Origin of the sequence: Collinsella aerofaciens, assembly GCF_039062315.1 — a bacterium.
Lineage (GTDB): Bacteria > Actinomycetota > Coriobacteriia > Coriobacteriales > Coriobacteriaceae > Collinsella > Collinsella aerofaciens_BG.
The window spans coordinates 1-23,774 of sequence record NZ_JBCJBG010000022.1; the positions used below are offsets into that span (position 1 = coordinate 1).

At 61.2% G+C, this 23,774-nt stretch carries 20 protein-coding genes; 3 read left to right on the top strand and 17 right to left on the bottom strand.

Annotated features, from left to right (window positions below):
* A partial coding sequence (locus ABCP74_RS08765; RefSeq protein ID WP_343001534.1) for a hypothetical protein occupies positions 1–198 on the top strand: 198 nt, incomplete at its 5' end.
* A gap of 87 nt (positions 199–285) precedes the next feature.
* Here the strand turns inward: ABCP74_RS08765 and groL are convergent.
* From groL to ABCP74_RS08780, 3 genes are all read right to left on the bottom strand, one after another.
* A complete protein-coding gene (gene groL, locus ABCP74_RS08770) occupies positions 286–1,923 on the bottom strand; it encodes a chaperonin GroEL (protein WP_006234938.1) in 1,638 nt (545 codons plus the stop codon).
* A 96-nt stretch (positions 1,924–2,019) separates the two neighbouring features.
* On the bottom strand, positions 2,020–2,313 hold the full coding sequence (groES, locus tag ABCP74_RS08775; RefSeq protein ID WP_022094351.1) for a co-chaperone GroES: 294 nt from the start codon (positions 2,311–2,313) through the stop codon (positions 2,020–2,022).
* A gap of 921 nt (positions 2,314–3,234) precedes the next feature.
* A complete protein-coding gene (locus ABCP74_RS08780) occupies positions 3,235–4,872 on the bottom strand; it encodes an amidohydrolase (protein WP_343001559.1) in 1,638 nt (545 codons plus the stop codon).
* A gap of 168 nt (positions 4,873–5,040) precedes the next feature.
* Between ABCP74_RS08780 and ABCP74_RS08785 the strand changes: the two genes are divergently transcribed.
* Positions 5,041–6,504, top strand: coding sequence for an amidohydrolase (locus tag ABCP74_RS08785; RefSeq protein WP_148331921.1), 1,464 nt, complete (start codon positions 5,041–5,043; stop codon positions 6,502–6,504).
* 106 nt (positions 6,505–6,610) lie between these two features.
* Here the strand turns inward: ABCP74_RS08785 and ABCP74_RS08790 are convergent, their stop codons facing one another.
* From ABCP74_RS08790 to ABCP74_RS08850, 13 genes are all read right to left on the bottom strand, one after another.
* Positions 6,611–7,108: a DUF2752 domain-containing protein gene (locus tag ABCP74_RS08790; RefSeq protein WP_199573591.1), complete on the bottom strand. Its 498-nt coding sequence runs from the start codon at positions 7,106–7,108 to the stop codon at positions 6,611–6,613.
* Positions 7,101–7,709 carry a DUF4234 domain-containing protein gene (locus tag ABCP74_RS08795; RefSeq protein ID WP_117770102.1) on the bottom strand — a complete coding sequence of 203 codons (609 nt, stop codon included), beginning with the start codon at positions 7,707–7,709 and terminating at the stop codon, positions 7,101–7,103. The genes ABCP74_RS08790 and ABCP74_RS08795 overlap by 8 nt, the downstream gene beginning before the upstream one ends.
* Before the next feature lie 195 nt (positions 7,710–7,904).
* The gene (locus ABCP74_RS08800) at positions 7,905–9,221 is read right to left on the bottom strand and encodes a zinc-ribbon domain-containing protein (RefSeq protein WP_117770101.1); all 1,317 of its coding nucleotides are present in this window, start codon (positions 9,219–9,221) and stop codon (positions 7,905–7,907) included.
* Positions 9,222–9,370: 149 nt separating this feature from the next.
* Positions 9,371–10,393, bottom strand: coding sequence for a YitT family protein (locus ABCP74_RS08805; RefSeq protein WP_117770100.1), 1,023 nt, complete (start codon positions 10,391–10,393; stop codon positions 9,371–9,373).
* A gap of 205 nt (positions 10,394–10,598) precedes the next feature.
* Complete coding sequence (locus tag ABCP74_RS08810; RefSeq protein WP_117770099.1) at positions 10,599–11,120, bottom strand: Asp23/Gls24 family envelope stress response protein; 522 nt, start codon at positions 11,118–11,120, stop codon at positions 10,599–10,601.
* A 44-nt stretch (positions 11,121–11,164) separates the two neighbouring features.
* Positions 11,165–11,542, bottom strand: coding sequence for a DUF2273 domain-containing protein (locus ABCP74_RS08815; RefSeq protein WP_022094477.1), 378 nt, complete (start codon positions 11,540–11,542; stop codon positions 11,165–11,167).
* Entirely contained in the window at positions 11,535–12,080 is a 546-nt protein-coding gene (locus tag ABCP74_RS08820) for an Asp23/Gls24 family envelope stress response protein (protein ID WP_343001560.1), read from the bottom strand. Before ABCP74_RS08820 ends, ABCP74_RS08815 begins: the two co-directional genes overlap by 8 nt.
* 166 nt (positions 12,081–12,246) lie before the next feature.
* Positions 12,247–13,053 (bottom strand): YebC/PmpR family DNA-binding transcriptional regulator, encoded by an 807-nt coding sequence (locus tag ABCP74_RS08825; protein ID WP_195624944.1) that lies wholly within the window; start codon positions 13,051–13,053, stop codon positions 12,247–12,249.
* Positions 13,054–13,217: 164 nt separating this feature from the next.
* Positions 13,218–15,401, bottom strand: a complete 2,184-nt coding sequence (locus tag ABCP74_RS08830) for a DUF6020 family protein (protein WP_343001561.1) — start codon at positions 15,399–15,401, stop codon at positions 13,218–13,220.
* An 83-nt stretch (positions 15,402–15,484) separates the two neighbouring features.
* On the bottom strand, positions 15,485–16,306 hold the full coding sequence (gene lgt / locus ABCP74_RS08835; protein ID WP_343001563.1) for a prolipoprotein diacylglyceryl transferase: 822 nt from the start codon (positions 16,304–16,306) through the stop codon (positions 15,485–15,487).
* A gap of 109 nt (positions 16,307–16,415) precedes the next feature.
* Entirely contained in the window at positions 16,416–16,694 is a 279-nt protein-coding gene (locus ABCP74_RS08840) for a NifU family protein (RefSeq protein ID WP_022094472.1), read from the bottom strand.
* A 171-nt stretch (positions 16,695–16,865) separates the two neighbouring features.
* Positions 16,866–17,390, bottom strand: coding sequence for a deoxycytidylate deaminase (locus ABCP74_RS08845; protein ID WP_343001564.1), 525 nt, complete (start codon positions 17,388–17,390; stop codon positions 16,866–16,868).
* 84 nt (positions 17,391–17,474) lie between these two features.
* Positions 17,475–18,326 carry a type III pantothenate kinase gene (locus ABCP74_RS08850; protein WP_343001565.1) on the bottom strand — a complete coding sequence of 284 codons (852 nt, stop codon included), beginning with the start codon at positions 18,324–18,326 and terminating at the stop codon, positions 17,475–17,477.
* A 191-nt stretch (positions 18,327–18,517) separates the two neighbouring features.
* Between ABCP74_RS08850 and ABCP74_RS08855 the strand changes: the two genes are divergently transcribed.
* Positions 18,518–20,221: an OPT/YSL family transporter gene (locus tag ABCP74_RS08855; RefSeq protein ID WP_343001566.1), complete on the top strand. Its 1,704-nt coding sequence runs from the start codon at positions 18,518–18,520 to the stop codon at positions 20,219–20,221.
* A 201-nt stretch (positions 20,222–20,422) separates the two neighbouring features.
* Here ABCP74_RS08855 and ABCP74_RS08860 read toward each other — a convergent pair whose 3' ends face one another.
* Positions 20,423–23,746, bottom strand: coding sequence for a CAP domain-containing protein (locus ABCP74_RS08860; RefSeq protein ID WP_343001567.1), 3,324 nt, complete (start codon positions 23,744–23,746; stop codon positions 20,423–20,425).
* Positions 23,747–23,774: the final 28 nt, after the last annotated feature.

Here is a 23,774-nt window from a genome sequence, read left to right on the forward strand (position 1 = left end):
GTCAGCCAGGTGAGGGCGGCGTCCATACTGGGCACCAGCGAGAAGTACATCTCGATGCTGGAGAGGGGCCAAAGGGAGCTCAAGCCCATAAGGAGGGCCTACGAGGCATGGGTCGAGGCCGGACTTCCGCTCGATTGGGACAGGCAGGCCTTCGAGGCCGAACGCAAAATGGATTCTAAAAAACACCTTGCCAAATAGGAGCCTCTTTGCATGTCCGAGGACGTTCCGGAGAGAAACCCCGTCACGCCCCCGGATCCCCGGTGGGAGTTCTAGACCTTGTCGGCCTTAGTACATACCGCCGCCCTGCTGACCAGCGGTAGCAGCAGCGATTGCGTCCTCAAGCTGAGTGTTCTTGGGCACATCGGAGACGGTGGCCTCGGTGATGAGGATCAGGCTGGCGACAGAAGCAGCGTTCTGCAGGGTGACGCGGCTGACCTTGACGGGGTCGAGGACGCCCATCTCGATCATGTCGCCCCACTCGCCGTTGGCAGAGTTGAGACCCTGGCCGGCGGGCAGCTCGGCGACCTTGTCGACCACGACGGCGCCCTCAAAGCCAGCGTTCTTGGCGATGGTGGCGACCGGAGCGGTCAGAGCCTTCTTGACGATGTCGACGCCGATCTTCTCCTCGGGGTCATCTATCTCGACGGCATCGAGCGCAGGAGCAGCGTCCATGAAGGCGACGCCGCCGCCAGCGACAATGCCCTCCTCGACAGCAGCGCGGGTGGCCTGCAGGGCGTCCTCGACGCGATGCTTGATCTCCTTGAGCTCGGACTCGGTAGCAGCGCCGACCTTGATGACGGCAACGCCACCGGAGAGCTTGGCCAGGCGCTCCTGGAGCTTCTCACGGTCGAAGTCAGAGGTGGTGTTCTCCATCTCGCCCTTAATCTGAGCGATACGGGCGTCGATGGCCTCCTTGGAGCCAGCGCCGCCGACGACGACGGTGTTGTCCTTAGAGATGGTGACGGACTTAGCGGTACCGAGCATATCGGCGGTGATGTCAGCGACCTTCACGCCCAACTCGTCCAGGGCAGCCTGGCCACCGGTGAGGACGGCGATGTCCTCGAGAATGCGCTTGCGGCGATCGCCGTAGCCCGGGGCCTTGACGGCGCAGACGTTGAGGGCGCCACGGATCTTGTTGAGGACCAGGGTAGGCAGAGCCTCGCCGTCGATGTCCTCAGCGATGATGAGCAGGCCACGGCCAGCGCGCTGGACAGCCTCGAGAACGGGCATGATGTCCTGAACGCTGGAGATCTTCTGGTCGGTGATGAGGATGTACGGATCCTTCATCACGGCCTCCATGCGGTCGTTATCCGTGACGAAGTAAGCGGAGACATAGCCCTTGTCGAACTGCATGCCCTCGACGGTGTCGATGGTGATGTCGAACGTCTGGGAATCCTCGACGGTGATGACGCCGTCCTTGCCCACGACCTCCATGGCCTCGGCGATCTTCTCGCCGACCTCGGGGTCACCGGCGGAGATGGTACCGACGGAAGCGATCTGCTCCTTGGTCTCGACCGGCTTGGCCTGCTTCTTCATCTCGGCGACGGCGGCGTTAACGGCCTTGTCGATGCCGCGACGGATGGCCAGCGGGTTGGCGCCAGCGGCGACGTTGCGCAGGCCGTCGTTGACGATGGCCTGAGCGAGCAGAGTTGCGGTGGTGGTGCCGTCACCCACGGTGTCGTTGGTCTTGGTGGCGACCTCCTTCACCAGCTGAGCGCCCATGTTCTCGATGTTGTCCTCGAGCTCGATCTCCTTAGCGACGGAAACGCCGTCGTTGGTGATGGTCGGAGCACCGAACGTGCGCTGCAGCGCAACGTAGCGACCCTTGGGGCCCATGGTGACGGTAACGGCGTCGGCCAGAGTGTTGACGCCCTTGGCAAGCTTAGCGCGGGCATCGGTGTTGAACGTAATGTTCTTTGCCATGGTAGGTAATCCTCCAAAAGAAATGTGACTCGCGTCGCCGCTTCCGAGTCCTATGCGGCGGGCGCGCTCAAAGACGAATCAGAGATTCTGACGAGACTAGGCCTCGACGACGGCGTAGATGTCGTCGGCGCGCATCAGCAGATACTTCTCGCCGTCGACCTTGACCTCGTTGCCACCGAACTTACCGTAGATGACAACGTCGCCAACCTTGACGTCCATGGGGATGCGCTCACCCTTGTCGTTGACCTTGCCGGCGCCCACGGCAACGATGGTGCCGCGCTGCGGCTTCTCCTGAGCGTTGCTGGCGATATACAGACCGGAAGCGGTCTTCTGCTCGGCCTCGTCGGGCTTGACCAGAACACGATCTGCAAGCGGCTTCAAAGACGACATGCTTGTCTCCTCCTTTTTGGGCCGCGCGGTTATACCACGCGAATTAACCCTTTTTGTTTGCGTACGCGTTGAATGGTACCCACGAATGGCGGGTTATACAACACAGAGTCAAAAAATCTTATTTTTTGGCACTTAGATTTTCTGAATGCCGGGGGATAACTTAGCAGTGGCTCCCGTGTGGCTCCGGAGGGGCGGGGCATAAGGTTTCCTGCTCGGGCAGTCCTGCTCGCACGAAGGCCACATTAAGTGGCCTTCGGCTCGTGCGGAACTCGCGATAAACCTTATGCCCCGCCCCTCCGGAGCCACACGGGAGGCAGGTTAACTAATTCGAGCCCGGCATTCAGAAAAGTCAGTGCAGCAAAAAGGCGATGCGGATAGCGACATGAGCATGGTTTTCGTTGCGAGCACGGGTCCCCTGGGGAGCACCGTGCATTTTTGGGAGTTTTCAGCAGGCCGGGACAAATGCATACGCACCGGGCGCATCTAATTAGTCCCACGGTAGCCTTCGACCGGCGATTTGGGTCGGCAGACAGGCCTCGTCGAGACAAACAAGCATGCCTCGCGCCACGTCGGACCCCAAAATGACGTCGATCTCCACAATGCTACCCGACTGCAGCGGCACCGGCAGAGCTCGCGGTGCTGAATACTCCGTTTTTTGCACGGCACGGGCGGGGGTACATCAGGATCAGGAAGAATATCCCAGCCTTTTTATGCAATCTGTAATGGGAAGTATGCAAAACACCAAGAGGCAGCATTGCTGATGTCCAAATTGAGCGCGCAGGGCAGCGGCGCATCCGCCCTGCGCCCAAATCCATCAGAGCGGGGACGCTCCTAACAAATCCCCACCGGCAAACAAACGCGACTCGAGCGCTATCCCAAAATAGGCTGTCCGAGCCGCGCTTAACGGTACGGCATGAATACTTAGCGCTCGTAAATCAAGTTACCTGCCAGGTAGGTGGCCTGAATTTTTGTGGCCTGGAGGTCTTGGGGGTCAACGGTGAGCGGGTTTTGGTCCAGGACTACCAGATCGGCGTATTTGCCGAGTTCCAGGCTGCCGAGGTTTTGCTCGTCGCCTGCCGCGTAGGCGCTGCCCAGGGTGTAGTTGCGCAGGGCTGTTGCCGCATCGATGCGCTCGCTCGGCAGCCAGCCGCCCTCGGGCCAGTGGCTTTTGGGGTCCTGGCGCGTGATAGCCGTGTAGAGCACGTTCATGCTGGTAACAGCTGTGATGGGGCTGTCGGTACCGAAGGCTTGGCGAATGCCGCGCTGCTTATAGGTTGCGAACGGCCACATGATGCGGCTGCGCTCCAGGCCCAGGTCGCGCTCCGGGCCACCCGGGTCGAGTGTAATGTGGCAGGGCTGGCTCGAAGCAACCACGTTGAGCTTGCGCAGGCGGTCGATGTCCTCGGGCAGAAGGTTCTCCAGGTGCTCGAGCGTGTTATGGCCGTGCTGGGACAGCCCGTACAGGTCGGAGGCCTCCTCAAAGATATCGAGCGCGGCATGAATCGCACCGTCGCCGATGACGTGGATGCGCACGGTGTGGCCGCGCTCCGCGGCCGCCAGAACTAGCTTGCGCATGCGCTCGGCGGGAACCGTCAGACGGCCCTGGTCGCCCGGGAAGCGCGGATTGGTATAGGGCTCGGTGAGATAGGCCGTGTGTTCGCTCGACACGCCGTCGAAGAACTGCTTAAAGCCTGGCGCCGAGAGCAGCGCGTTGTTCGCGTAGCGGGTCTGCAGCTCTTCCAAGCGCGACTGGTCATCCAACAGCGTGGGGAACAGATGGGCACGAATGCCCAGCTTGCCGGCCGTCTGCAGTTTGTCGTAGACATCGTCGCGGATAAAATCGCAGCCCGGCATGGGCATGAGCGACATATCGCAGATCGAGGTGATGCCCTGCTCGGCCATGCGCCTCATTTGATCGGCGTAAGCGTTTGCGATGCGATCTTCGCCCAGCCACTCAAGGCAGCGCGGCAACAGCTGCATGGCAGCCGCCTCGTGAGCAATACCCGTGAGCTCGCCGTTTGCGTCCTTGTCGTAGCTACCGCCCGCTGGCGGCTCGCTGTCGCGCGTGACGCCGAGCGCCTCGAGTGCGCGGCTGTTGAGCCAAAGCGTGTGCCCGTCGCCCGAATACATAACGCAGGGACGATCGGGGAATGCCGCATCGAGCGACGCCTTGGTAGGATGCTCGGGCGGATCCCAACGGTAATCGCGCCAGCCCTGCGTCACAACCCAAGCGTCACTAGGCAGATCCTGGGAAAACTCGAGCGCATGTTGTACCAGTGCCGCCTCGGACGTGCCCATATCCATGAGCATGTACGGCGAGGAGCCGACCGAGGTATGGAAGAAGTGCAGATGCGCATCATGGAAACCGGGGCAGACAAACTGCTCGCCGTAATCGACCACCGGCGTGGCGGCAGGTGCGGCGGCAATTACGTCATCGGGCGCACCGACTGCGACGATGCGGTCGCCCGCGATGGCAATCGCCAGCTCGCGGGCGGAATCGATGCCGTCTTGCGCGGTAAAGACGTTCTTGGAGCGAATAATCCGATCGATATGTTGCATGGGCATCCCCATCTCTGGCAGGAAATTCAACACCCCCGAGTGTACTCCCCCGCCTCGGTTACAAAATGCCAAGCGGCAAACGGCAGCTTTACCAGCCCTAGCGGCAGGTGGCATACTGGAGAGAGCCTGTACGATTTTGCGATCGAGCCAACAAGGAGCAAATCGACCATGACGAAGACCAAGGCACAGCAGATTATGGCGGCAACCGAGGTTCGCGCGGCAGACGACGTCACCGCGGCCATCCAGGATATCGCCGCCGAGTTTGAACCCTACATCATCAAGCAGCGCCGGCACTTCCATAAGCACCCGGAGCTGAGCCTTGCCGAGGAGCGCACGACTTCCGACATCGCCAACCAGCTCGACGCCATGAATATCCCCTACGAGCGTCCGCTCAAGACGGGCCTGGTGGCGACGCTTCGCGGCACCGCGCCGGATGCCTACCGCGAGGACGGCACGCCGCGCCGCCGCATCCTGCTGCGCGCCGATATCGACGCCCTGCCCGTCACTGAGCAGACCGGCGAGGAGTTCGCCAGCGTCAATGAGGGCTGCATGCACGCCTGCGGTCACGACTGCCATATCGCCATGATGCTCGGCACGTTGCAGATTCTGCGCCACATGACCGATGACATCCACGGCGAGATTCGCATCGTATTCCAGCCCAGCGAGGAAAACGGCCAGGGCGCCAAACTCATGATTGGCACGGGTGTGCTCGACGGCGTCGATGGCGCCTACGCCGCGCACATCTGGAGCGAGGTCGACGCCGGTACCGTAAGCTGCGAGCCCGGCCCACGCATGGCAAATACCGACTGGTTCCGCATCGACGTCCGCGGCACCTCGTGCCATGGCGCCATGCCCCAGCGCGGCCACGACGCCGTTATGGTTGCGGCAGAGATCGTCAACGCCCTGCAGACCATCGTCTCGCGCGAGATTAGCCCCTACGAGCCGGCTGTCATCACCGTCGGCGAGCTGCACGGCGGCACCGCGCGCAACGTTATCGCCGGCACGGCCTACCTCGCCGGCACAGTGCGCACCTACGGCGATTCGACCCACGAGGAAATGCCGGAGCTCATGCGCCGCATCGTGGAGCATACCGCGGCAGCTCTGGGCGCCGAGGCTGAGCTCACCGACTACACCATCGCCAACTACAAGGTCGAAAACGAGGTCGCCTCGAGCGAGCGCTGCCGTCAGGCTGTAATCAAGTGCCTGGGCCCCACCGGTCAAGGCCATTACCGTGGCACGCTTTCGGGCGAGGATTTTTCGGAGTACCTGCGCCGCGTGCCGGGCGTGCTCGCCTTTGTAGGTACGCGCAACCCCAAGATTGGTGCCACGTACGCCCAACATTCCTGCTTCTACAAGATCGACGAGACCGTGCTGGCAAAGGGCTCCATGGTGGCCGCCCAGTATGCTATCGACTTTTTGGCCGAGCCCACGCAAGAGGAGCTCGACGGCCCCACGATCGCCGCGGTTGCCGAGACCAACCCCGACTTGGCCGCCAAGCTGCGCTCTGCCAAGGCAACAGCCGCTGAGGCGCGCGACGCCATGCACGATGCTCGCACCGCTCGCCATGCTGCAATCAAGGGCATCCACGATGCGCGGGCTGCCGCTCGCCACGAGGAGAAGCGCGACGAGTAGCCATCACGCCCACCCATAACAACCTGGCTAGAGCAAAGCGGGGGCGAACGTTATCTCAACGTTCGCCCCCGCTTATGTGTCGACCGCTTTTCTAGCGCGTCCTCCGTCACGACAGGAAAGAGCGAAGGATGGTGAGCCAGCGTGGGGGTTCGAGGTGGATGATGTCGTCGGGGACTCCGGCGGGCGCATGGCCGCCAAAGAGTAGGCCGGCATCTACCGGATTGATGAGGCGCACGATCCATACGGCGATGACCAGCATGCACAACACGGTGACTGCAATGTCGACACCACGCTTTAGCTTGCTCGATGCCACCTCCTCGCGCACGAACGCGAGCACAAACGCAATCGGCACCACCCAAAACAGCGGATGGTAGGCAAAGGCCGCCGCAAAATCGAGACGCAGCGCCGCCAGCCACGCCCTCGTCATGCCGCATCCCGGACAAGGAGCGCCCGTCATCATTCGAAAAATGCAGCCGATATCGAGCAGGTAGAGCGCGAGCCAGGCGACAAAGAGCGCGCCGGTGCAAAAAAGGGCGCGGCGAAGGAGCTCTGCCGTGCCCCTATGTCCCTGGGAGCTGTTCACGCCGCCCTTATTGTTAGGCACGAGCGCCAAGGCGAGTGTTGTAAGCCGTTGCCATGGCATTGGTATTATTGATGATGATGTTCATAGCGAAGATGGGACCAAGGCCGCACAGGAGCGCGCCGAAGATCTGCCACAGAAGAACGGTGGTGCCGTTTTCCTGGAACACCAGGCCGTAGCGAGGAGCGTTGGCCTGCAGGCGGTTGCCAATCTTGTAATACCAGTAGTACGCGTAGAAGCCGCAGGTCACAAACGATAGAAGGATGAATTCCGCCAGACCCGGCGTGTAATCGCCGTCATCCTGACACAACGTGTTGACGTCGCGTGCCAAGCAATACAGGAAGTAGAACGAATAGATACCGCAGGTCACAAGAGAGAGCAGCAGCCAGCCGATCAGGCTGCGGTCAGCCTTAATGGGGCCATAGCCCATCGGAGCGGATGCGGACTGTTGGGCGTATTGACCGGTGTACTGCTGCTGAGGCTGGGGCACGGGCTGAATAGCCTGGGCCGGAGCGGGCTGGGGCTGCGGGGCCGGAGCGGCAGAAGCGGCACCAACGGCGGATCCGCAAACAGGGCAGAATTTGGCATCATCCGAAATGGGAGAACCACAAGTGGGACAGAACATGAGCCTCTCCTTTTCCTAAGGCGTCGCACGCCTTCAAACCTTACACGTCTACGTTCTCAACAATAGCCGCGACGTTGTTGCGCAACATTGACCAATTTCCGAGAAATTTTGCTGCAACCGTTTTCCCAGGCATTTTCTTGCTTTCGTAGTAGAAAAAGGCACCCCGGGCTCAGTTGCCCAGGGCGCCTCGACCGGCTATTCGGTTTGATTGTTTTCGGCAGCAGGATTATCGCCCGGCTCATCCGCCGGCGTGGCAACGGCATCCCAATCGGGCTCCGCAGGCGTCGCCTCGGACGCCGGTGCGGGGACAGGAGCAGGTGCCGGGGCAGGGGCAGGCGCGGGTGCCGGGGCAGGTGCAGGCGCGGGTGCCGGGGCAGGCGCAGCACCAGTGGCTGCCGTGGGATTGAATCCCGCAGGAGCAGGCTTCTTCTCACCCGGGAGCACAAAAGTCAAAACGTCGTCCTTGTCCTCATCGGCCCATTCGCTTGCATAACGTGCAGCCCAATAGCCAACGGCACGGTGCTTGAGCATCTTGCCAAAGACCGTAAGGAACACCGTGACGAATGCAATCAGCACCAGGAACAATACGAGCGTGACACCACCGGCGGTAACAATCGCCTCGATACCCGTGGGGCGATAGTAATAGCCGTACGCGCCAATTCCGGCGATGGCACCAAAGACAGCTGTCAAGATCCACGTAATGGCGTTGGAAACCAGGCCCGTCAAAAACTCGGGAAGGAACGAAGCGCAGAACAGCTTGGTCTTGTTGTGCTTAAACGCCGCCCAGACCTTGTCGAGCGAAAACGCGCTCTCAACGCGCCCGGTCACCGCAAAGTGCATCACGGCAATGTCGGCGAACATCTTAAAGAAGACCCCCAAGACTGCCGTGGCAATCATAGCCAGGACAAGCAGGCCGAGCGAACCGAACAGCGCAGCCTCGAGCGCATAGGAGCCATAGTAGGAGTACGAGCCTGCGGCACCAAGCGCCACGCCCTCCACCAGCGAAAGCACTACACCGATAACGGGAATGGCAGCGATAACCTCGAGCACGACCGAAATAACGCTCGAAAAGACTCCGAGACCAAACGACGTGGAACGCATCAGCGGACGATCCATGCCGTCATCGATCTTAAGCGACAGATCGCGACCCCACTCGATGCCAAAGCCGGAACCGCACACGCTCGCAATGCAAGCTGCCAAAAAGCCGATGGCAGCCGCAATGCCGCCAATAACGGGAATAAACAACACGAGCACCGACACAACGCAAATCAGCGCCGGCAAAAACGCGATTTGGCATACACGCTGAAGCACGCCCGGGGTCTTGGTCATATCCTGGAACGCCTGAACCACACAGCCCTTTGGCGCATTCGCCACGGGCGGTTGCGGAACAAACTGCTGGGGCTGAGGCTGTCCCTGGGGAGCGGGGCCAGCGGCACCGGCATTAGGAGCACCACACACGCCGCAGAACTTGTCGTTATCGCCCATGGGGGCGCCACACTGCGAGCAGAACATAGAATCATCCCTTCGTATCTAGAGCGAATCACCTGGATCGCAAACGATGTCTTTGGCATCATTATCACCCAATGTGAGTTCAAATACTCTTAGATGACGTATTTGCAACGCGCGAGGCGCTTTTCGATTGTTTGATGAATGCGTTCGCGCTAGTTCGTGCCGCGGAAACCCTTGCCGACGATCTCGGAACTGTCGACAATCGTGATAAAGGCACCCGGATCGACCTCGCGCGCATAGCGGCGCAGTTGCACGGCCTCGCGACGGCTCAGCACGCTCATGATCACCGTCACGCACTTGCCCGAGAAGGCACCGTAGCCGCGACTAATGGTCGCCGTACGGTTGAGATGCTTGACGATAAACTCCTCGACCTTAAGGGGCTCGGAACAAATGACCGTGCAGACCTTACGAAGGTGAATGCTCTCGATGGCTTTGTCGACCACAAGCGTCTTGGCAAACAGGCCGAGCACGCAATACAGACCGACACGCGGGCCGTACAAGAAGGCCGCGATGGCCACGATGCCGATATCGACCAGCAGCAGGGCGCGGCCAATCTCGAGCGTCGTGCGGCGCTTGAGGATCATGGCAAGAATGTCCGTGCCACCCGTCGAGGCGCCGATATCAAAGACGATGGCGCTGCCGAGCGCCGGCAGAATCACGGCAAAACACAGGTCGAGCCACATATCGCCCGTCATCGAGACACTGGTCGGGATAAAGAGCTCGAAAAGCGAAACATAGGCGGACAGCGCAAACGAGGCGAAGACGCTCCACAGGATTGCCTTGCGCTCCAAAAAGATAAAGCCCAAAACGACGAGAACCGCGTTGATAATCCACATAAAGACGCCGACGGGCAGGGTCGGGAACAGCGTGGACAGAATAACCGACACGCCCGAGGTGCCGCCAAAAGCAAAGTGATTAGGGGTTTTAAACGCAACGATGGCAAAGGCCGTAAGAATCAGGCCCAGATTGAGCTCGGCGAAAAAGCGCGGGAAGCCTGGCTCCTGGCTACGCTTTTGGCCGGCACGCTCGCCGCGCTCGATATCGGTGCGATCAACCACGCGCTCCATCGGCACCACGGGAGGACGATGTACCTCCTCGGCAGCTCGCGATGCCGCCTCTGCCGCGGCAGCCTCAATCGCCCATGCCTGGCTTTCTGTTTCGTGCTCGTCAGCCATTACGGCAACCCCTCGTTAACAATTTGGAAACAATGCGCCCATTAGGGTAACGCGGAACACGACGATTGCAACCCCTAGTTAGACGAGCGGTATGCCTACATCGGGGACATACAAATAACGGCCGGCCGCACATACATCCGTGCGGCCGGCCGTTTGACGTTTTCGCAGATAAAACCTGCTAAAATAAACATCCCTTTTTGGTAGGTTACTCGTGCTGGTTGGTGCGGTGCTCGTACTCCTCGGGGGTGATGACATCCTCGATGCGTAGGTTGACGCCTGCCACCTCAAGGCCGGTCATCGCGGCCAGACGCTCGGTCACGCGCGCCTTGACGTCGTCGAAAATCGCGGGCGCGTAGGCGCCGTACTCGATAATGACGGAAATGTTGACGACCACGCGGTTGTCATCGGTGACCTCGACCGTCACGCCCTTGGTCAGGTTCTCGGCACCAAACTGCTCCTGCACAAAGTGCATGAGGTTGCCCTTCATGCCCAGGACGTGCGGCACCTCGCGGGTGGCCATGGCGACGATCTTCTCGATTACACCGTTGGAATAGGTCAGCGAGTCCTCGGACTCGTCTGTTTCCTCATCATCCTCGTCCGCATCGTCGGCGGGTTCGGCCTCGACGAGCGCCTCGTCCTCGAGCGTTACGTCCTCGGCCTCGGCGGCGACGGTCTCGTCTGCCTCGGGCTCAGTATCGGCCACATCGACCTTCGTGTTAAAAGCCATGGTTCCTCCTTATGCCCACCGCACACGCGGCGGTCGAATACATACTAGCGGCCGCTAAACAGACGGCCGAAGAAGTTGACGATCCCGTTCTCGCCGTCGCGGATCTGGCCAATCACGGCGCCGATCAGCACAAAGAAAGCGATGACGAGCGTATCCCACAGGCCGAGCGTGAGCACCAGCACGGCGAGCACAAAACCAGCGACGGCTCCAAGCGTGGTGTTGGGATGACGGACGGCATAGCTCCAGATGGCTGCCCCCGTACCCTTGATGAGACCCATGGCCTCATCAAAATCATCGGCGACCGCGTCATGTGACTCGGTACCCTCCACCTTAGGATCGACGACCTCGCCTGCCGGCGCGGCGCTCTGATCGATAGTCAGGCGCGGGGTGCGGACGGTCTTGTCTTGATTGGTATCACTCACCGGAAACCTCCACGGTCTGGACGGTAGTCTTGGATGGCAAAAAACGAACGCGCGCAGTCGTGCCCGGCGTGCCGAGCATAGTGTCGCAGGCCTCCTCGATACGTTGCTGCATCGCGATAGCTTGGGAGGCCACATCCCGGTCGTCGAGCGCGATGGCGTCGACCTTAAAACGGACGTGCGATTCGTCGGAGCCCTGCACGCGCGCCTCGACATGCTCGATCATCACTCGGTCGTCGCGCTCTGCCGCGGTACGAGCACACGAGGAGAGGGCAGCGAGCGTGACCTCGATATTGCGCTCCCCCGCCGGATGCACGCAGGACGGCTCGCGACGAGCAAACATCAGGCGGAAGAAACCCACGAGCACGCCGAGCGCCACGACACCGCCGCACGCCGTAACAACGATGCGAGGCAGCGGATCGCGCATCAGCAGCATAAAGCGATAGGTATATGGCCCCCAAAACTGGCAGACTAACGTACCCAGCGCCACGACGGCGGCGGCAAGATACACGATCGCCAGGGCTCGTTTGAGCACGCACATGCAGCGCTCCCTTCAAATCTCGATCCACAGAATGCAAAACGATTCGCATCATTATAAAAGAGCCGGGTCCGGTGCCTCATGCACGCGGATCCGGCTCATCTATTCCACGAGGCTTGCATGCTCGCTTCATTATGCCCAGATATGCACGGCTCAATCCGTGCGGGCGCTACTCCTCCTCGAGGGCAGCGATGACCTCGTCGGTCATGTCCATGGTGCTGTAGACGTCCTGGACGTCGTCGAGCTCCTCAAGGCGGTCGATGAGGCGCTGGACCTTCTTGGCGTCGGCGCCGGAAACCTCGGTCGGGGTAGTCGGGACCATGGTGGTCTCGGAGCCCTTGACCTGGACGCCCTGCTCCTCGAGCGCCTTGGAGACAGCCATGACGTCGTTAGCAGCGGTCCAGACGATCCACTCCTCGCCGGCGTCCTCGTAGTCCTCGCCACCGGCCTCGGCGATGGCCATCATGAACTCATCCTCGTCACCGGCAGGACCGTTGGCGATCATGGTCTCCTTCTTGGCGTTCTCGTCCAGGATCTCCTTGGCGACGACGATCTGGCCCTTGCGCTCAAACTGGAAGGCGACGGAGCCCGAGGTGCCCAGGTTACCACCAGCGTGGGAGAAGGCGGAACGGACATCAGCGGCGGTGCGGTTGCGGTTGTCGGTCAGGCAGTCAACGTAGACGGCGACACCGGCGGGACCGTAGCCCTCGTACACGATGTTCTCGTAGACGGCGGCGTCGGCACCCGAACCGAAGGCCTTGTCGATAGCGGACTTGATCTTGTCCTTGGGCATGGACTGAGCCTTGGCCTTAGCAACGGCAGCGGCGAGGCTGGCGTTGTTCTCGGGCAGCGGGTCGCCGCCGAGACGGGCAGCAACGGTGATGTTGCGGCTCAGCTTGGAGAAGAGGGCGGAACGCTTGGCGTCCTGCGCGCCCTTACGATGCTTGGTTGTGGCCCACTTAGAGTGTCCGGACATACGTGTCTCCTATCGGTTTCGACCTAAAGCCCAGCGCAGATGCTCGGGCAATATAAACAAACGTCGTTATGATATACCTACTGGCCTGCGAGATAAACCCCAAAATGAAGGCGTCGTGATGATGGCCCCTTTGGTGCAAAGAAACCTGACCTCAATGCACCAAGTTAGGACCAGAGGAAGTCGCTGCGGGTGACGGTGGCGCCGATGGCGAAGGGCATGCAGGCGATGACCGGATACAGATAGCGCATGTAGGTCGAGCCGTTGCACGGGCCAATCAGGCACACGGCGAGTACGCCCAACAGCGGCACCCAGATCGCCAGCGCACGCCATGAATGACGACGCAGCAGGTAGACCACCACGGCGATCATGATCCACACATAGGTGGCCGAGCTCATGGTGAGCGAGATAAAGGGAACACGCTGCACCGCCACACGGTATAGGTTGATCAGATGGTCACGCCAGCGCACCACGTTGCTGTCAACCGGATGGAAGTCGAAGTACTTGAGGTTGTCGGGACGCGCCATGATCTCGGCACTACGCGCCGTGCTGTAGACCCAGGCATCGCGCGCGCTCGGATAAAAATAACCATAGTAGTTATTGATAAGCGCCGAAATATAGCATTCGGGATCCTTCTTAAACATCTGAGCCCACACCTCAAAATAGGCCTTGATGTCCTCCTGCGAGGCGTACTCGTTGAAGCAATTTTTGACAGCGTCCGACTTATCCGGGTTGTAACGGCGGCCCAGATTCTCGTACTTGAGCACACGGTCGATCACGGCACGCTCTTCGTCGGTCACCAAGCCGTCGCAAGGAGCCTCCACGATGGTGCCGTCCTCCTTAACCGTGGGGTTGACACCCGAGTTGAGGCCGTCGTGCTTTTGGACGAAACGAGCCGTCTGCTGGAACGGAATCGAGAGGATTTCGCGCTTGGAACCAGGCGTGATGTCGTGCGCCGGCATAAAGACCTTGGTGAAGTACATATTGGAGGCAAGACAGAGCGCAAGCACCGCAAGAACGCCCACCCAGCGGAAACGCGGGATGGCGCCCGAAGGCTCAGCACCAGCCTGTTTGGCCGCACGACGAGCCACATGCGCGTCCCACGCGCAAAACGCCGCCGCGATCACGCATGCCGCCAGGGGAAACACCAGGCCGCCATTGCGCAGAAACGTGGAACCCATGGCGCCCAGAGCGAGCAGCAGCCAGTCGTGGCGCGCAAAGAGCACAGGCCTCTGTTCGCCTGCACGCTCGACATTGGCATCGCGACGGGGCAGGCCGCAGGCCACGAGCTTCACGGTCTGCACCAACAGCACCAAAAACGCGTCGGCAAACAGCACGTCTTTGGTAAGCAAGGCCGCGTAGTTGGAGAACATGGGCATAAACACAAAGAACAGCAGGATTACGCCGCGGACCGGCAGGCTCACGCCCAGCTTGCGCAGCGACGAGATGGAATAGGCCATGCAGGCGGCCGTGATGACGAACTGAGCGCAGGTGTAGATGGCAAGACCTGCGTTGGCGCTGTTGAACAGTGAAAGCCCCAGCTGGACGCACGAACCGATGATAGCCGTATGCACCACGGGGTGATGTCCGTTGAGCAGCACATTGGGATTGAGCAGACGCAGGTAGTCACTCGTGCCGTTGGGGTAGTTGAACCACTGGCGAATCTGCGCACCCGTATCTCCCATAAAAAGGCCGGGCAGCGAAGCGATGAGCGTGGGCGCCCAGGCGACCATAAGCACCAGGAAGGGCCCGGCAAAGGGATGGACCGAGAGCACGGCGTGAGCCACACGCCATACGCGGCCAAAGTGCGCTTCAGAAAACGGAATGCGCCGAGAGCTCAGCCAATCTAGACACTCAAAAGCCAGATAGAAGGCAACGACCGCCAAGAGCATCCAGCCCGCGCCGCCAATCCAGGCGCAGATGATGCGGGCTTTGTCGCCAAGGACAATCTCGGCCGAGTCGGTAAGATCGTAGCTGCGGCCGAACACCATGCAGATGGCGAAGAACAGCGACGGCAGAATGATCGATGGACGCCAGGTGTCGCCACGGCCAAAGAACACGTAGCGAAACGGCAGCGTGAGCAGGCAGGCAAGTGCAAGCAGCATGACCGCGTCGGTATGGCCGGCAAACGAGAGGAGCACCTCGTAGCACACGTACAGCATGCCCGAGGCTTTGGGGTCAATCGCCAAGACTGCGTTGCTCGACACCGGGGCGGGATCGATGGAAAACGCCGTGGTCGCCAACAGCGCGAGCAAAAATGCGATGAGCGTCTGCTTGGCGGGGTAGCGCTTAAACCAGACAATGCGGGCAGCGTCGCGCGCAGCCGTTGTGGAGAGGTCGGAATCCTTCACAGTCCGAAAGCCTTTCTAGAAACCTATCAAACTCGGCAAAACCACCACAAAGGTGCCTGTCCCCTTTGTGGTGGTTTTGGTGGCTAGGCGTCCAGGTAGACGCGCTGGGGTTGGTTGCGGTGTCGGGCGAAGATGATGAGCGCCAGGCCGGCGATCACAAGCGGCAGGCTCAGCAGCTGACCCATGGTGATAACGCCACCCAGCAGATAGCCCAGCTGCGCATCGGGCACGCGCACGAACTCAACGAGAAAGCGGACGATGCCGTACCCCATCACGAACACGCCCATAAACGTACCCTGGGGCAGCAGCGGCTTTTTGCGGCTGAGCACCTGCAGAATGCAAAAGAGCACGATGCCCTCAAGAAATGCCTCGTAGAGCTGGGAGGGGTGACGCGGCATATCGCCCGCAGTCCCGCCAAAAACCACACCCCAGGGCAGATCGGTCGGCTTGCCCCACAGCTCTCCGTTGACAAAGTTGGCACAACGACCCAGGCACAAGGCCAGCGGCGCGCCTATGACGGCAAGGTCTGCCAAAGTCCATGCATCGAGCTTATACATGCGGCACACAATGATGCCGCCGATAATGCCGCCCACCAAACCGCCATGGAAGCTCATGCCTCCCTCGTTGGTGGCAAAGATCTCGAGCGGGTGCGCCCAGTAGTAGCCATCACCGTAAAAGACAACGTAGAACAGGCGCGCACCGATAATGAGGCCAAAGACCACGCCGACCACGACACTCGTCAGGTCGTCAATCGTGATGTTAAAGCCCCAGCGACGCTGTGTACGGTACATGACGACCGCCGTGAGCAGAGCGCCGACCACGTAGGCCAGGCCGTACCAGTAAATCGTGATAGGCCCCGCCGAAATCGCGACGGGATCAAGCATATGGTAGAAGTCGTTGAGCATATCGGTCCCCCTGCTCCCTACATACAAATGCGGCCGCGGGCCTTGCGCTCGCAGCCGCATATTTGGGCGTAACGTCTATGCGGAGTATGCCGTCCGCAGCTTTCGCATCTTAGAACGGCGCGTACTCGTCGTACAGGTCGTCGGTCTCGCCGGAGGCATTGACCTGCTCGACACGGGTAACGCCGGGCACATGCTCCTTCAGGATACGCTCGATGCCCATGGAAAGCGTCAGGGCGCTCATGGGACAACCGGCACAGGCGCCCTGAAGCTCCAGCTTGACGACGCCCTCGTCATCAACGCCTATATACTCCATGTCGCCGCCGTCGGCCTGGAGGTTGGGGCGAATCTCTTCAAGAACCTTCTTAAGCAGCTCTTCGTTAACAGCCACAGGGGCTCCTTTCTCACAATAACGCGGGCGCGCCCGCGGACAGAGCTATGTTACTACAGCCGTGTACCCGCTCACGAGCCGTCCATGCGCGCAGACGCGACTTTCACGAGTAGTCAATTTGGGACGGGGCTCTTTTGGCTGCCTTTTGTTGCCAGCTGGCGTTGCCACGCGCTACCGCTGAGCCCGCCCCTCGGTGCCGATGTGAACATCGACGATAACCTGGCGGTAGCTGATGCCACAGGAGTCGAGGATGCGGCGGCTGATACGCCCATCATCGGTGTCGGCGTACTTGTTGTCCAGGTAGACGACCTCGCCCACGCCCACCTGAGCCAAAATCTTGGCGCAGTCATGGCACGGGAACAGCGTGACGTAGACCGTGGAACCCTCGAGGTCCTTGAGCGAGCCACGGTAGTTGAGAACGGCGTTGGCCTCGGCATGGACCACGTAGTTGTGCTTGTCCTGCAGCGGGTCGTCGCTCGTACCCCACGGAAAAAAGTCGTCGTTGAGCGCCGAGGGCGTACCGTTGTAGCCCACCGAAAGGATGCGGTGGTTGGTGCTGGCGATGCACGCACCCACCTGCGTGTTAGGGTCCTTGCTGCGGCGCTGCGCAGCAATGGCCACGCTCATAAAGAACTCGTCCCAGCTAATGACGTCCAGGCGCTTGCCTGACGAAGTTTGATGAAGATCGTCCGACATGGCAGACACCTCCGTAATCGCAATAGTTTGACCCATTGTAGCAGGTGAAAGGTGGGGGCGTTTGTCCCACCGGCGCCCTCACTTTTACACGCGGCGGGGCTTTTGGTTGATGTGGTAGAGCTCGGCGAGACCCCGCAACGTCAGCGCGTCGTCGACCTTCAGACTGTGACCGACCAGCGACGCAAGTGCCTCGGCATCGTCGCCGGTAATGACGATGGGCACGTCGCCCTCCCCCGCGGCCTTGGTCGCGCGCATCTCGGCAAGCACCATGTCGAGCATGCCGTCGATGCGGGCCACCTCGCCCAAGACCACGCCCGAGCGCATGGCCTCGCGCGTGTTGCGGCCGATGACGTGTGTCGGCGCCGAGGGCTCAACCTGCGGCAGGCGCGCCGCAGCGGCCGAGAGGGAGCGGGCGCCGAGCGCCAGCCCCGGCGCGATAACGCCGCCGACAAAGGTACCGTGCGCGTCGATGACCTCGATATTGGTCGTCGTGCCCAAGTCGATTACGATGCAGGGAAAGCCGTAGACGGCGCGTGCCGCCACAGCGTCGGCGATGCGGTCGGGACCGATCTCGGCCGGATCGTCGTAGTGTACGGGCATGCCGGTCTTGAGGCCCGGCCCCACGGTGAGCACGCGCCCCGTGCAGGTACGGGAAAGCGCCGCCTTCCACGGGCGCTCGAGCGCCGGCACCACGCAGCTCAGCACGGCCGCCGTGGGCACGAGCGCGCCGGGCATGCCCGCATCGGCCGCCAGCGCGCCCATGACCTGTGCGAGCCTCATGCGCGCTTCGTCGGCCGTAATGCTCGATGGCGTCGTGATCTCGCACGTCGCAAGCGGGCATTCCTGCGCCGCGGCCGAATCCTCGGCAAACAGACCAAAGCGAATGAACGTGTTACCCACGTCGACCGTCAATATATATGCGCACCCATTAAGCATCGTCGGCGCTCCTTTCGTCTGCCCAGCAGTATATCGCCTACCTAAACCAGTCATCCCAAAATGACTAGCTTGCCGCTATACTGGTGCGCGGTCGCACGCGAGCTCACGCGGCGGCCCTTGGTAACCCGACTTCCCGCGCCGTATCCGTAGCGGCGCTCCCGGGGGAGCGGATATACGCAAAGGAGTTCTATATGAGCAATCCCTCGAACCGCGCTTCGATGCGCGGGCAACTCACGCTGCGCGGCGTCGTCATCGGCGTCCTTGGCTGCGTGATCATCACGGCAAGCTCGGCCTACACCGCCCTCAAGATGGGCGCACTCCCCTGGCCGATCGTCTTCGCTGCCGTCATCTCGCTGTTCTTCCTTAAGCTCATGGGCAACGCCAGCCTCAACGAGGCAAACGTCACCCACACCATCATGTCCGCGGGCGCCATGGTCGCCGGCGGTCTGGCGTTTACCATCCCGGGCGCCTGGATGCTGGGCTATGCCGACCAGATTAGCTGGCTCGACATGTTTATCGTGGCACTCGCCGGCACTATCCTGGGCCTGCTGGCCACCGCACTCATCCACCGTCACTTTATCGTGGACGCCGCGCTTGAGTTCCCCACCGGCAACGCCGCAGCTCAGACCCTGCGCGCCACCGAGGCTGGCGGCAAAACCGGCAAGCAGCTCTTTGGTTCCATGGCCATCGCCGGCATCTATAGCGTGCTGCGCGACGCCCTGGGCGTGGTGCCCAGCATGCTGTGCACGCTCAATATCCCCGGCGTGACCTTTGCCATCTACAACTCGCCCATGCTGCTCTCCGTCGGCTTCCTCGTGGGCTTCGCCCCGGTCGCTTTCTGGTTTGCCGGCGCGCTGCTGGGCAACTTTGGCATCATTGTCGGCGGCACCGCTGCCGGTCTGTTTGACGTTGTGACTGCGCAGGGCATCGTCAAGTCCCTGGGCATGGGCCTCATGATGGGCTTTGGCGTCGCCGTCGTCCTCAAGGACATCCTGCCGCAGGTCGCCGGCATCGTCCGCGGTCTTGCCGCCGACAGCTCCACCGACACCGACGAGCAGTCGCTCATCTCGGGCTCCCTTAAGCTCGACGCCGGCATCATCGGCCTGGGCGCTGCCGCCATCGCCGTGATCATCGCCATCGTGCTTGACCTTGGTCCCGTTCCGGCCGTCATCGTGACGCTGTTCACCTTTGTCACCACCATCATGAGCGCACAGAGCTGCGGCCAGACGGGCATCGACCCCATGGAGATCTTTGGCCTCATCGTCATGCTCATCGTGGCTGCCTTCGCACAGATCGCTCAGGTCAAGCTGTTCTTTATCGCCGGCATCGTAGCCGTGGCGTGCGGCCTTGCGGGCGACGTCATGAACGACTTTAAGGCCGGCGCCGTACTGGGCACCAACCCGCGTGCGCAGTGGATCGGCCAGGCCATCGGCGGCATCGTGGGCGCCCTGGTCGCCGCCGCTGTCATGGTCGCGCTCGTCACCGCCTATGGTCCGGACGCCTTTGGCCCCGACAAGAGCTTTGTAGCCGCGCAGGCAAGCGTCGTCGCCACCATGGTCTCGGGCATCCCGAGCGTGCCGTGGTTCGCAGGCGGCTTTATCGCCGGCATCGTCATGTACTGGCTCGGCATTCCGGCCATGATGATCGGCCTGGGCGTGTACCTGCCGTTTTACATGTCACTCACGGCATTCCTGGGCTCCTGCGTCAAGCTCGCCTACGACAAGTGGTCCGCCCACCGCGACGCCACCGCTGGTCTTTCGGACGAAGAGAAGGCCACCAAGGACGCCGCCTTCCAGGAGCAGGGTCTGGTTGTCGCCAGCGGCCTGCTCGGTGGCGAGTCTATCGTCGGCGTTATCCTGGCGTTCATCTCCGTGGGCTTAAGCCTGCTGGGATAAGCTGAGCAGCTGCTCGACAGCAACCATATTGCCTACGGCTTGCCCGGTCGGTAGCTTCTGTGGCTGCTGACCGGGCTTTTTGATATCGAAACAAAGAAAGGCCGGCGCGCTGCGTTTAACAGCGCGCCGGCCTTATCGGTTAAGCTATCGAAGCGTTCCTGCTATGAACCGAAGTTCGTTGCAGAATCTACGCTCGAAACGCTACATCTGCTTGCGACGACGATCGCTCAGCGTCACACCAGCGGCCACGAGGGTGATACCGCCGATGACGAACACCTCGCCCGCAAGAGCGGAGTCATCGCCAGTCTGGGCGAGCGCGGCCGACGTGGCCTTCTTCTTGGCGACAGGAGCCTTTGCGGCAGCCTGCGCAACCTGAGGCTTGGCCTGCGGCTCAGCCTTGGGATGATACTTGTCGTACTCGGCCTGCGCGGCAGCCAGGGCATCCTTGGCATCGCCAAGCTCGGCAAGCGCGGCGGCATAGGCGTCGTTGGCATCGGACAGCTTGGCATCGGCATCGCTCAGAGCAGCCTTGAGACCAGCGGCGGCATCGACGGCAGCCTTATAGCGAGCGTAGGCAGCGTTCAGCTTAACCAGCTTCTCGTTGCCCGTCGTGCCCGCGGCAAGGGATGCCTTATGGTCGACAGCCTCAAGATCGGCCTTGAGTGCCTCATCGCTGGCAAGCTCGGCCTTGGCCTTGACGATCTCGAAATTCGCATCGACGACGGCTTCGTTGGCGGCCTCGAGCTGCTTCTGGGCATCGGCGACACCGGCGACGGCAGCGTCATAGGCGGCCTTGGCGTCGTCGACCGCCTTCTGAGCGCCGGCGAAGCGCTCGAAGGCCTTGTTCGCGGTGGCAAGCTCGTCCTCGGCGGCCTTGGCCTTCGCCTGTGCGTCGGACAGGGTCTGCGTCTTGGCGGCAACTGCCTGCTTGTCGCCCGAAAGAGCGGTCGCGGCGTGCACATCTGCGGCCTGAGCCTTGTCAACGCCAGCCTGGGCAGTGTCGTCGGCCTTCTTGGCATCGTTAAGCGTGCCCTGCTTGTTCGCAAGATCCGTCTTGGCGGCATCGCACTTGGCGGCAAGGTCCTTGACCGAAGCGGTAGCGTTGTCATACGCCTCGTTGGCCTGATCGAACTTTGCCTGGGCGGCATCGCGGGCGCTGCGAGCCTTCGCCTTGTGAGCAGCGGCATCGGCTGCGTTCGTCTGGCAATCGGAGAGCTTGGAGTTAGCCTCGTCGAGTGCAGTCTGCGCGGCGGTCGCCTCGGACTTGGCGGCATCGAGGTTCTGCTTGAGGGACTCGATGTCGATTCCGCCGAGTGCGTCCTTCGCGGCGTCATATGCCGTCTTTGCGGCGGCGGTTCCGGACTTAGCCTTCTCGTACTCGCCCTTGGCGGTGTTCATGTTCGCGTCGGCCGCGGTATAGGCGTCTTGTGCGTCTTTCTGATTATTGAGAGCAGCGAGATATGCCGTATCGGCCGTGCCAAGCGTCTTCTGCGCCTCGGCGAGCTTGCCCTGAAGCTCCTTGAGTTGCGCCTTCTGCGCCTGCGTGCCGCCAGCGTTATAGGCGGAATCGATGTAGTCGTTCACGAGCTTCTTGAACTCGGAGACAGTGAAATCCTTCTGCCCCGTGCTCCCGCTATAGTCGAAAACGGTTACCTCGGAATCGGTGTTCTTACCGCTACCGGTTGCGATGCCGATAGCCTTCGCACCGGCATCGATGATGTTGAGATAGTGCCCACACTCCTTGTAGATGCTGTAATGGTGCTGGTAGATATAGTAGGAATCATATCGATGGCTTCCAAGTGCGTCACCATACTGCTCGACGTACTTATCGAATGCCTTTTTCTCCTGGGTGTAGAGACCGGTATATGGCCAGCCAAGCGTATCCTCGGTCTCGCCTCCGGTGTATGCCCCGCCGCCGCCTGCAAGATTCTCACCTTGATCGAAGTAGCAGTCCGAGTGTCCCCAGATGTTCGATGAATATGATGTATTAAGGGCGGCTGCCGCAGTCATGCGGAGGCTGACGCTAAGCTCCGACTGACCGTTCGCCTTGCGGAGGTTGTTCTGGGTGTCGAGATAGGTCAGGGCGTTACGCATCTGCTCCAAGGAGAGCGGATTGGTGTCGCGAGACATGTTCTGATCGACGTACTGGTCATACCATTCGGCCTTGTCATCGGCGCCGGTCAACGTCGATACGGCATCCTGGGCGTTCTTTTTCTGCGTAGCTGTGAACTGGCTGCCGCCGATGATGTAGTTCATGAAGCCGAACATACCCTGGCTGATGACTTCCTGGTCAACGGTCATGTTCGACTTGAGGTCGGCAATCTGCTGGTTAAGCTTCTCGACCTCGGCATTCGCGGTGTCGTATGCCTTCTTGGCGGTATCGGATTCAGCGCAGGCTGCCTCCCACTCGCTGCGCTTCTGCTTGCGAACTTCGACAAGCTTATCGTACGCGGTCTTCTTGTCGGCCTCGGTCTGCTGGGCCTGCTCGTATGCCGTCTTCGCGGCGTCACGCTTACTGGCCGCGTCCTTGTACTCCTTGTTTGCCGCATCGTATGCAGACTGGGCAGATGCCACGGCAGCGTTGGCGGCGTTGGCCTTCTCCTGCGCGGCAGCGACGGCAGCCTGGGCGGCCTGCAGATTTGTCTGTGCGGTGGCGTCGGCATCCGTCGCGGCATTGAGCTCCGCCTGCGCGGTCTTAAGCTCACCAGCGGCGGCCTTCTTGGCGGCCTCAAGCGCACTCAGGTCAACACCCGTACCCGAGACGGCAGCATCGAGCGCGGCCTGCGCCTGGTTGAACTTCTGCTGGGCGTTATCGCGCGCGGTGGTTGCGGCTGCGAGAGCAGCGGCAGTCTCCTGCTTCTTGGCCTGGGCAGTCGTCAAAGCTGCCTCGGTATTCTGCTTTTCCTGCTGGGCGCTGGCCTCGGCAGCCTTGGCCTGGTCCAGATTGTCCTGTGCAGTAGTAACGGCCTTATTGGCGTCATCGAGCTTTGCCTGCGCGTCCTCGACGGCCTTCTTGGCGGCCTCGTACTCGTCCATACCCATGGCCTCGAGCTTGGCCTGGGCATCGTCGAGGGCCTTCTTGGCCTCATCCTGCTTTGCCTTGGCGTCCTTGAGCGCCTGGGTCTTATCCTCGACACTCTTGTTGGCTTGATCGAGCTGATCGTTCAGGTCGCCCAGCTTCTTCTGCTGCTGCTCGGTCTTTTCGACGGCTGCCTTAAGCTCGTCGATCTTCTCCTGAAGCGCGGCTACCTCGGCCTCGTTCTGCTCGGCGGCGTTATCGGTCACGGCCTGCGAGGCCTGATTCTTTTGCTGCTGCGCCTGCTTTTGAGACTGGCCCGCCGCGTCGGCCTTCTTCTGGGCGGCATCGTAGGCGGCCTGAGCGTCCTTGAGCTGCTTTGCCGACTCCTCGGCCAGCTGGGCAGCCGTCTTTACGACCGCTTGGTTACCGGCGGTAACGGTGTTCTCTACAGAACTACCCCCATTACAGTCTGAAATAGGCCATCGATAAATTTCGATGGCGAGCATTCGGCGCATTGCCTACGATACGGGCAAG

What these genes read in the sequence shown, in the direction of transcription:
- groL (WP_006234938.1), bottom strand. Translation starts at nt 1,923, where the DNA reads ATGGCAAAGAACATTACGTTCAACACCGATGCCCGCGCTAAGCTTGCC.
- ABCP74_RS08850 (WP_343001565.1), bottom strand. Translation starts at nt 18,326, where the DNA reads ATGCTTAATGGGTGCGCATATATATTGACGGTCGACGTGGGTAACACG.
- ABCP74_RS08810 (WP_117770099.1), bottom strand. Translation starts at nt 11,120, where the DNA reads ATGGCTTTTAACACGAAGGTCGATGTGGCCGATACTGAGCCCGAGGCA.
- ABCP74_RS08860 (WP_343001567.1), bottom strand. Translation starts at nt 23,746, where the DNA reads ATGCTCGCCATCGAAATTTATCGATGGCCTATTTCAGACTGTAATGGG.
- ABCP74_RS08855 (WP_343001566.1), top strand. Translation starts at nt 18,518, where the DNA reads ATGAGCAATCCCTCGAACCGCGCTTCGATGCGCGGGCAACTCACGCTG.
- groES (WP_022094351.1), bottom strand. Translation starts at nt 2,313, where the DNA reads ATGTCGTCTTTGAAGCCGCTTGCAGATCGTGTTCTGGTCAAGCCCGAC.
- ABCP74_RS08795 (WP_117770102.1), bottom strand. Translation starts at nt 7,709, where the DNA reads ATGTTCTGTCCCACTTGTGGTTCTCCCATTTCGGATGATGCCAAATTC.
- ABCP74_RS08820 (WP_343001560.1), bottom strand. Translation starts at nt 12,080, where the DNA reads ATGTGCGTGCTCAAACGAGCCCTGGCGATCGTGTATCTTGCCGCCGCC.
- ABCP74_RS08825 (WP_195624944.1), bottom strand. Translation starts at nt 13,053, where the DNA reads ATGTCCGGACACTCTAAGTGGGCCACAACCAAGCATCGTAAGGGCGCG.
- ABCP74_RS08805 (WP_117770100.1), bottom strand. Translation starts at nt 10,393, where the DNA reads ATGGCTGACGAGCACGAAACAGAAAGCCAGGCATGGGCGATTGAGGCT.
- ABCP74_RS08845 (WP_343001564.1), bottom strand. Translation starts at nt 17,390, where the DNA reads ATGTCGGACGATCTTCATCAAACTTCGTCAGGCAAGCGCCTGGACGTC.
- ABCP74_RS08785 (WP_148331921.1), top strand. Translation starts at nt 5,041, where the DNA reads ATGACGAAGACCAAGGCACAGCAGATTATGGCGGCAACCGAGGTTCGC.
- lgt (WP_343001563.1), bottom strand. Translation starts at nt 16,306, where the DNA reads ATGCTCAACGACTTCTACCATATGCTTGATCCCGTCGCGATTTCGGCG.
- ABCP74_RS08800 (WP_117770101.1), bottom strand. Translation starts at nt 9,221, where the DNA reads ATGTTCTGCTCGCAGTGTGGCGCCCCCATGGGCGATAACGACAAGTTC.
- ABCP74_RS08780 (WP_343001559.1), bottom strand. Translation starts at nt 4,872, where the DNA reads ATGCAACATATCGATCGGATTATTCGCTCCAAGAACGTCTTTACCGCG.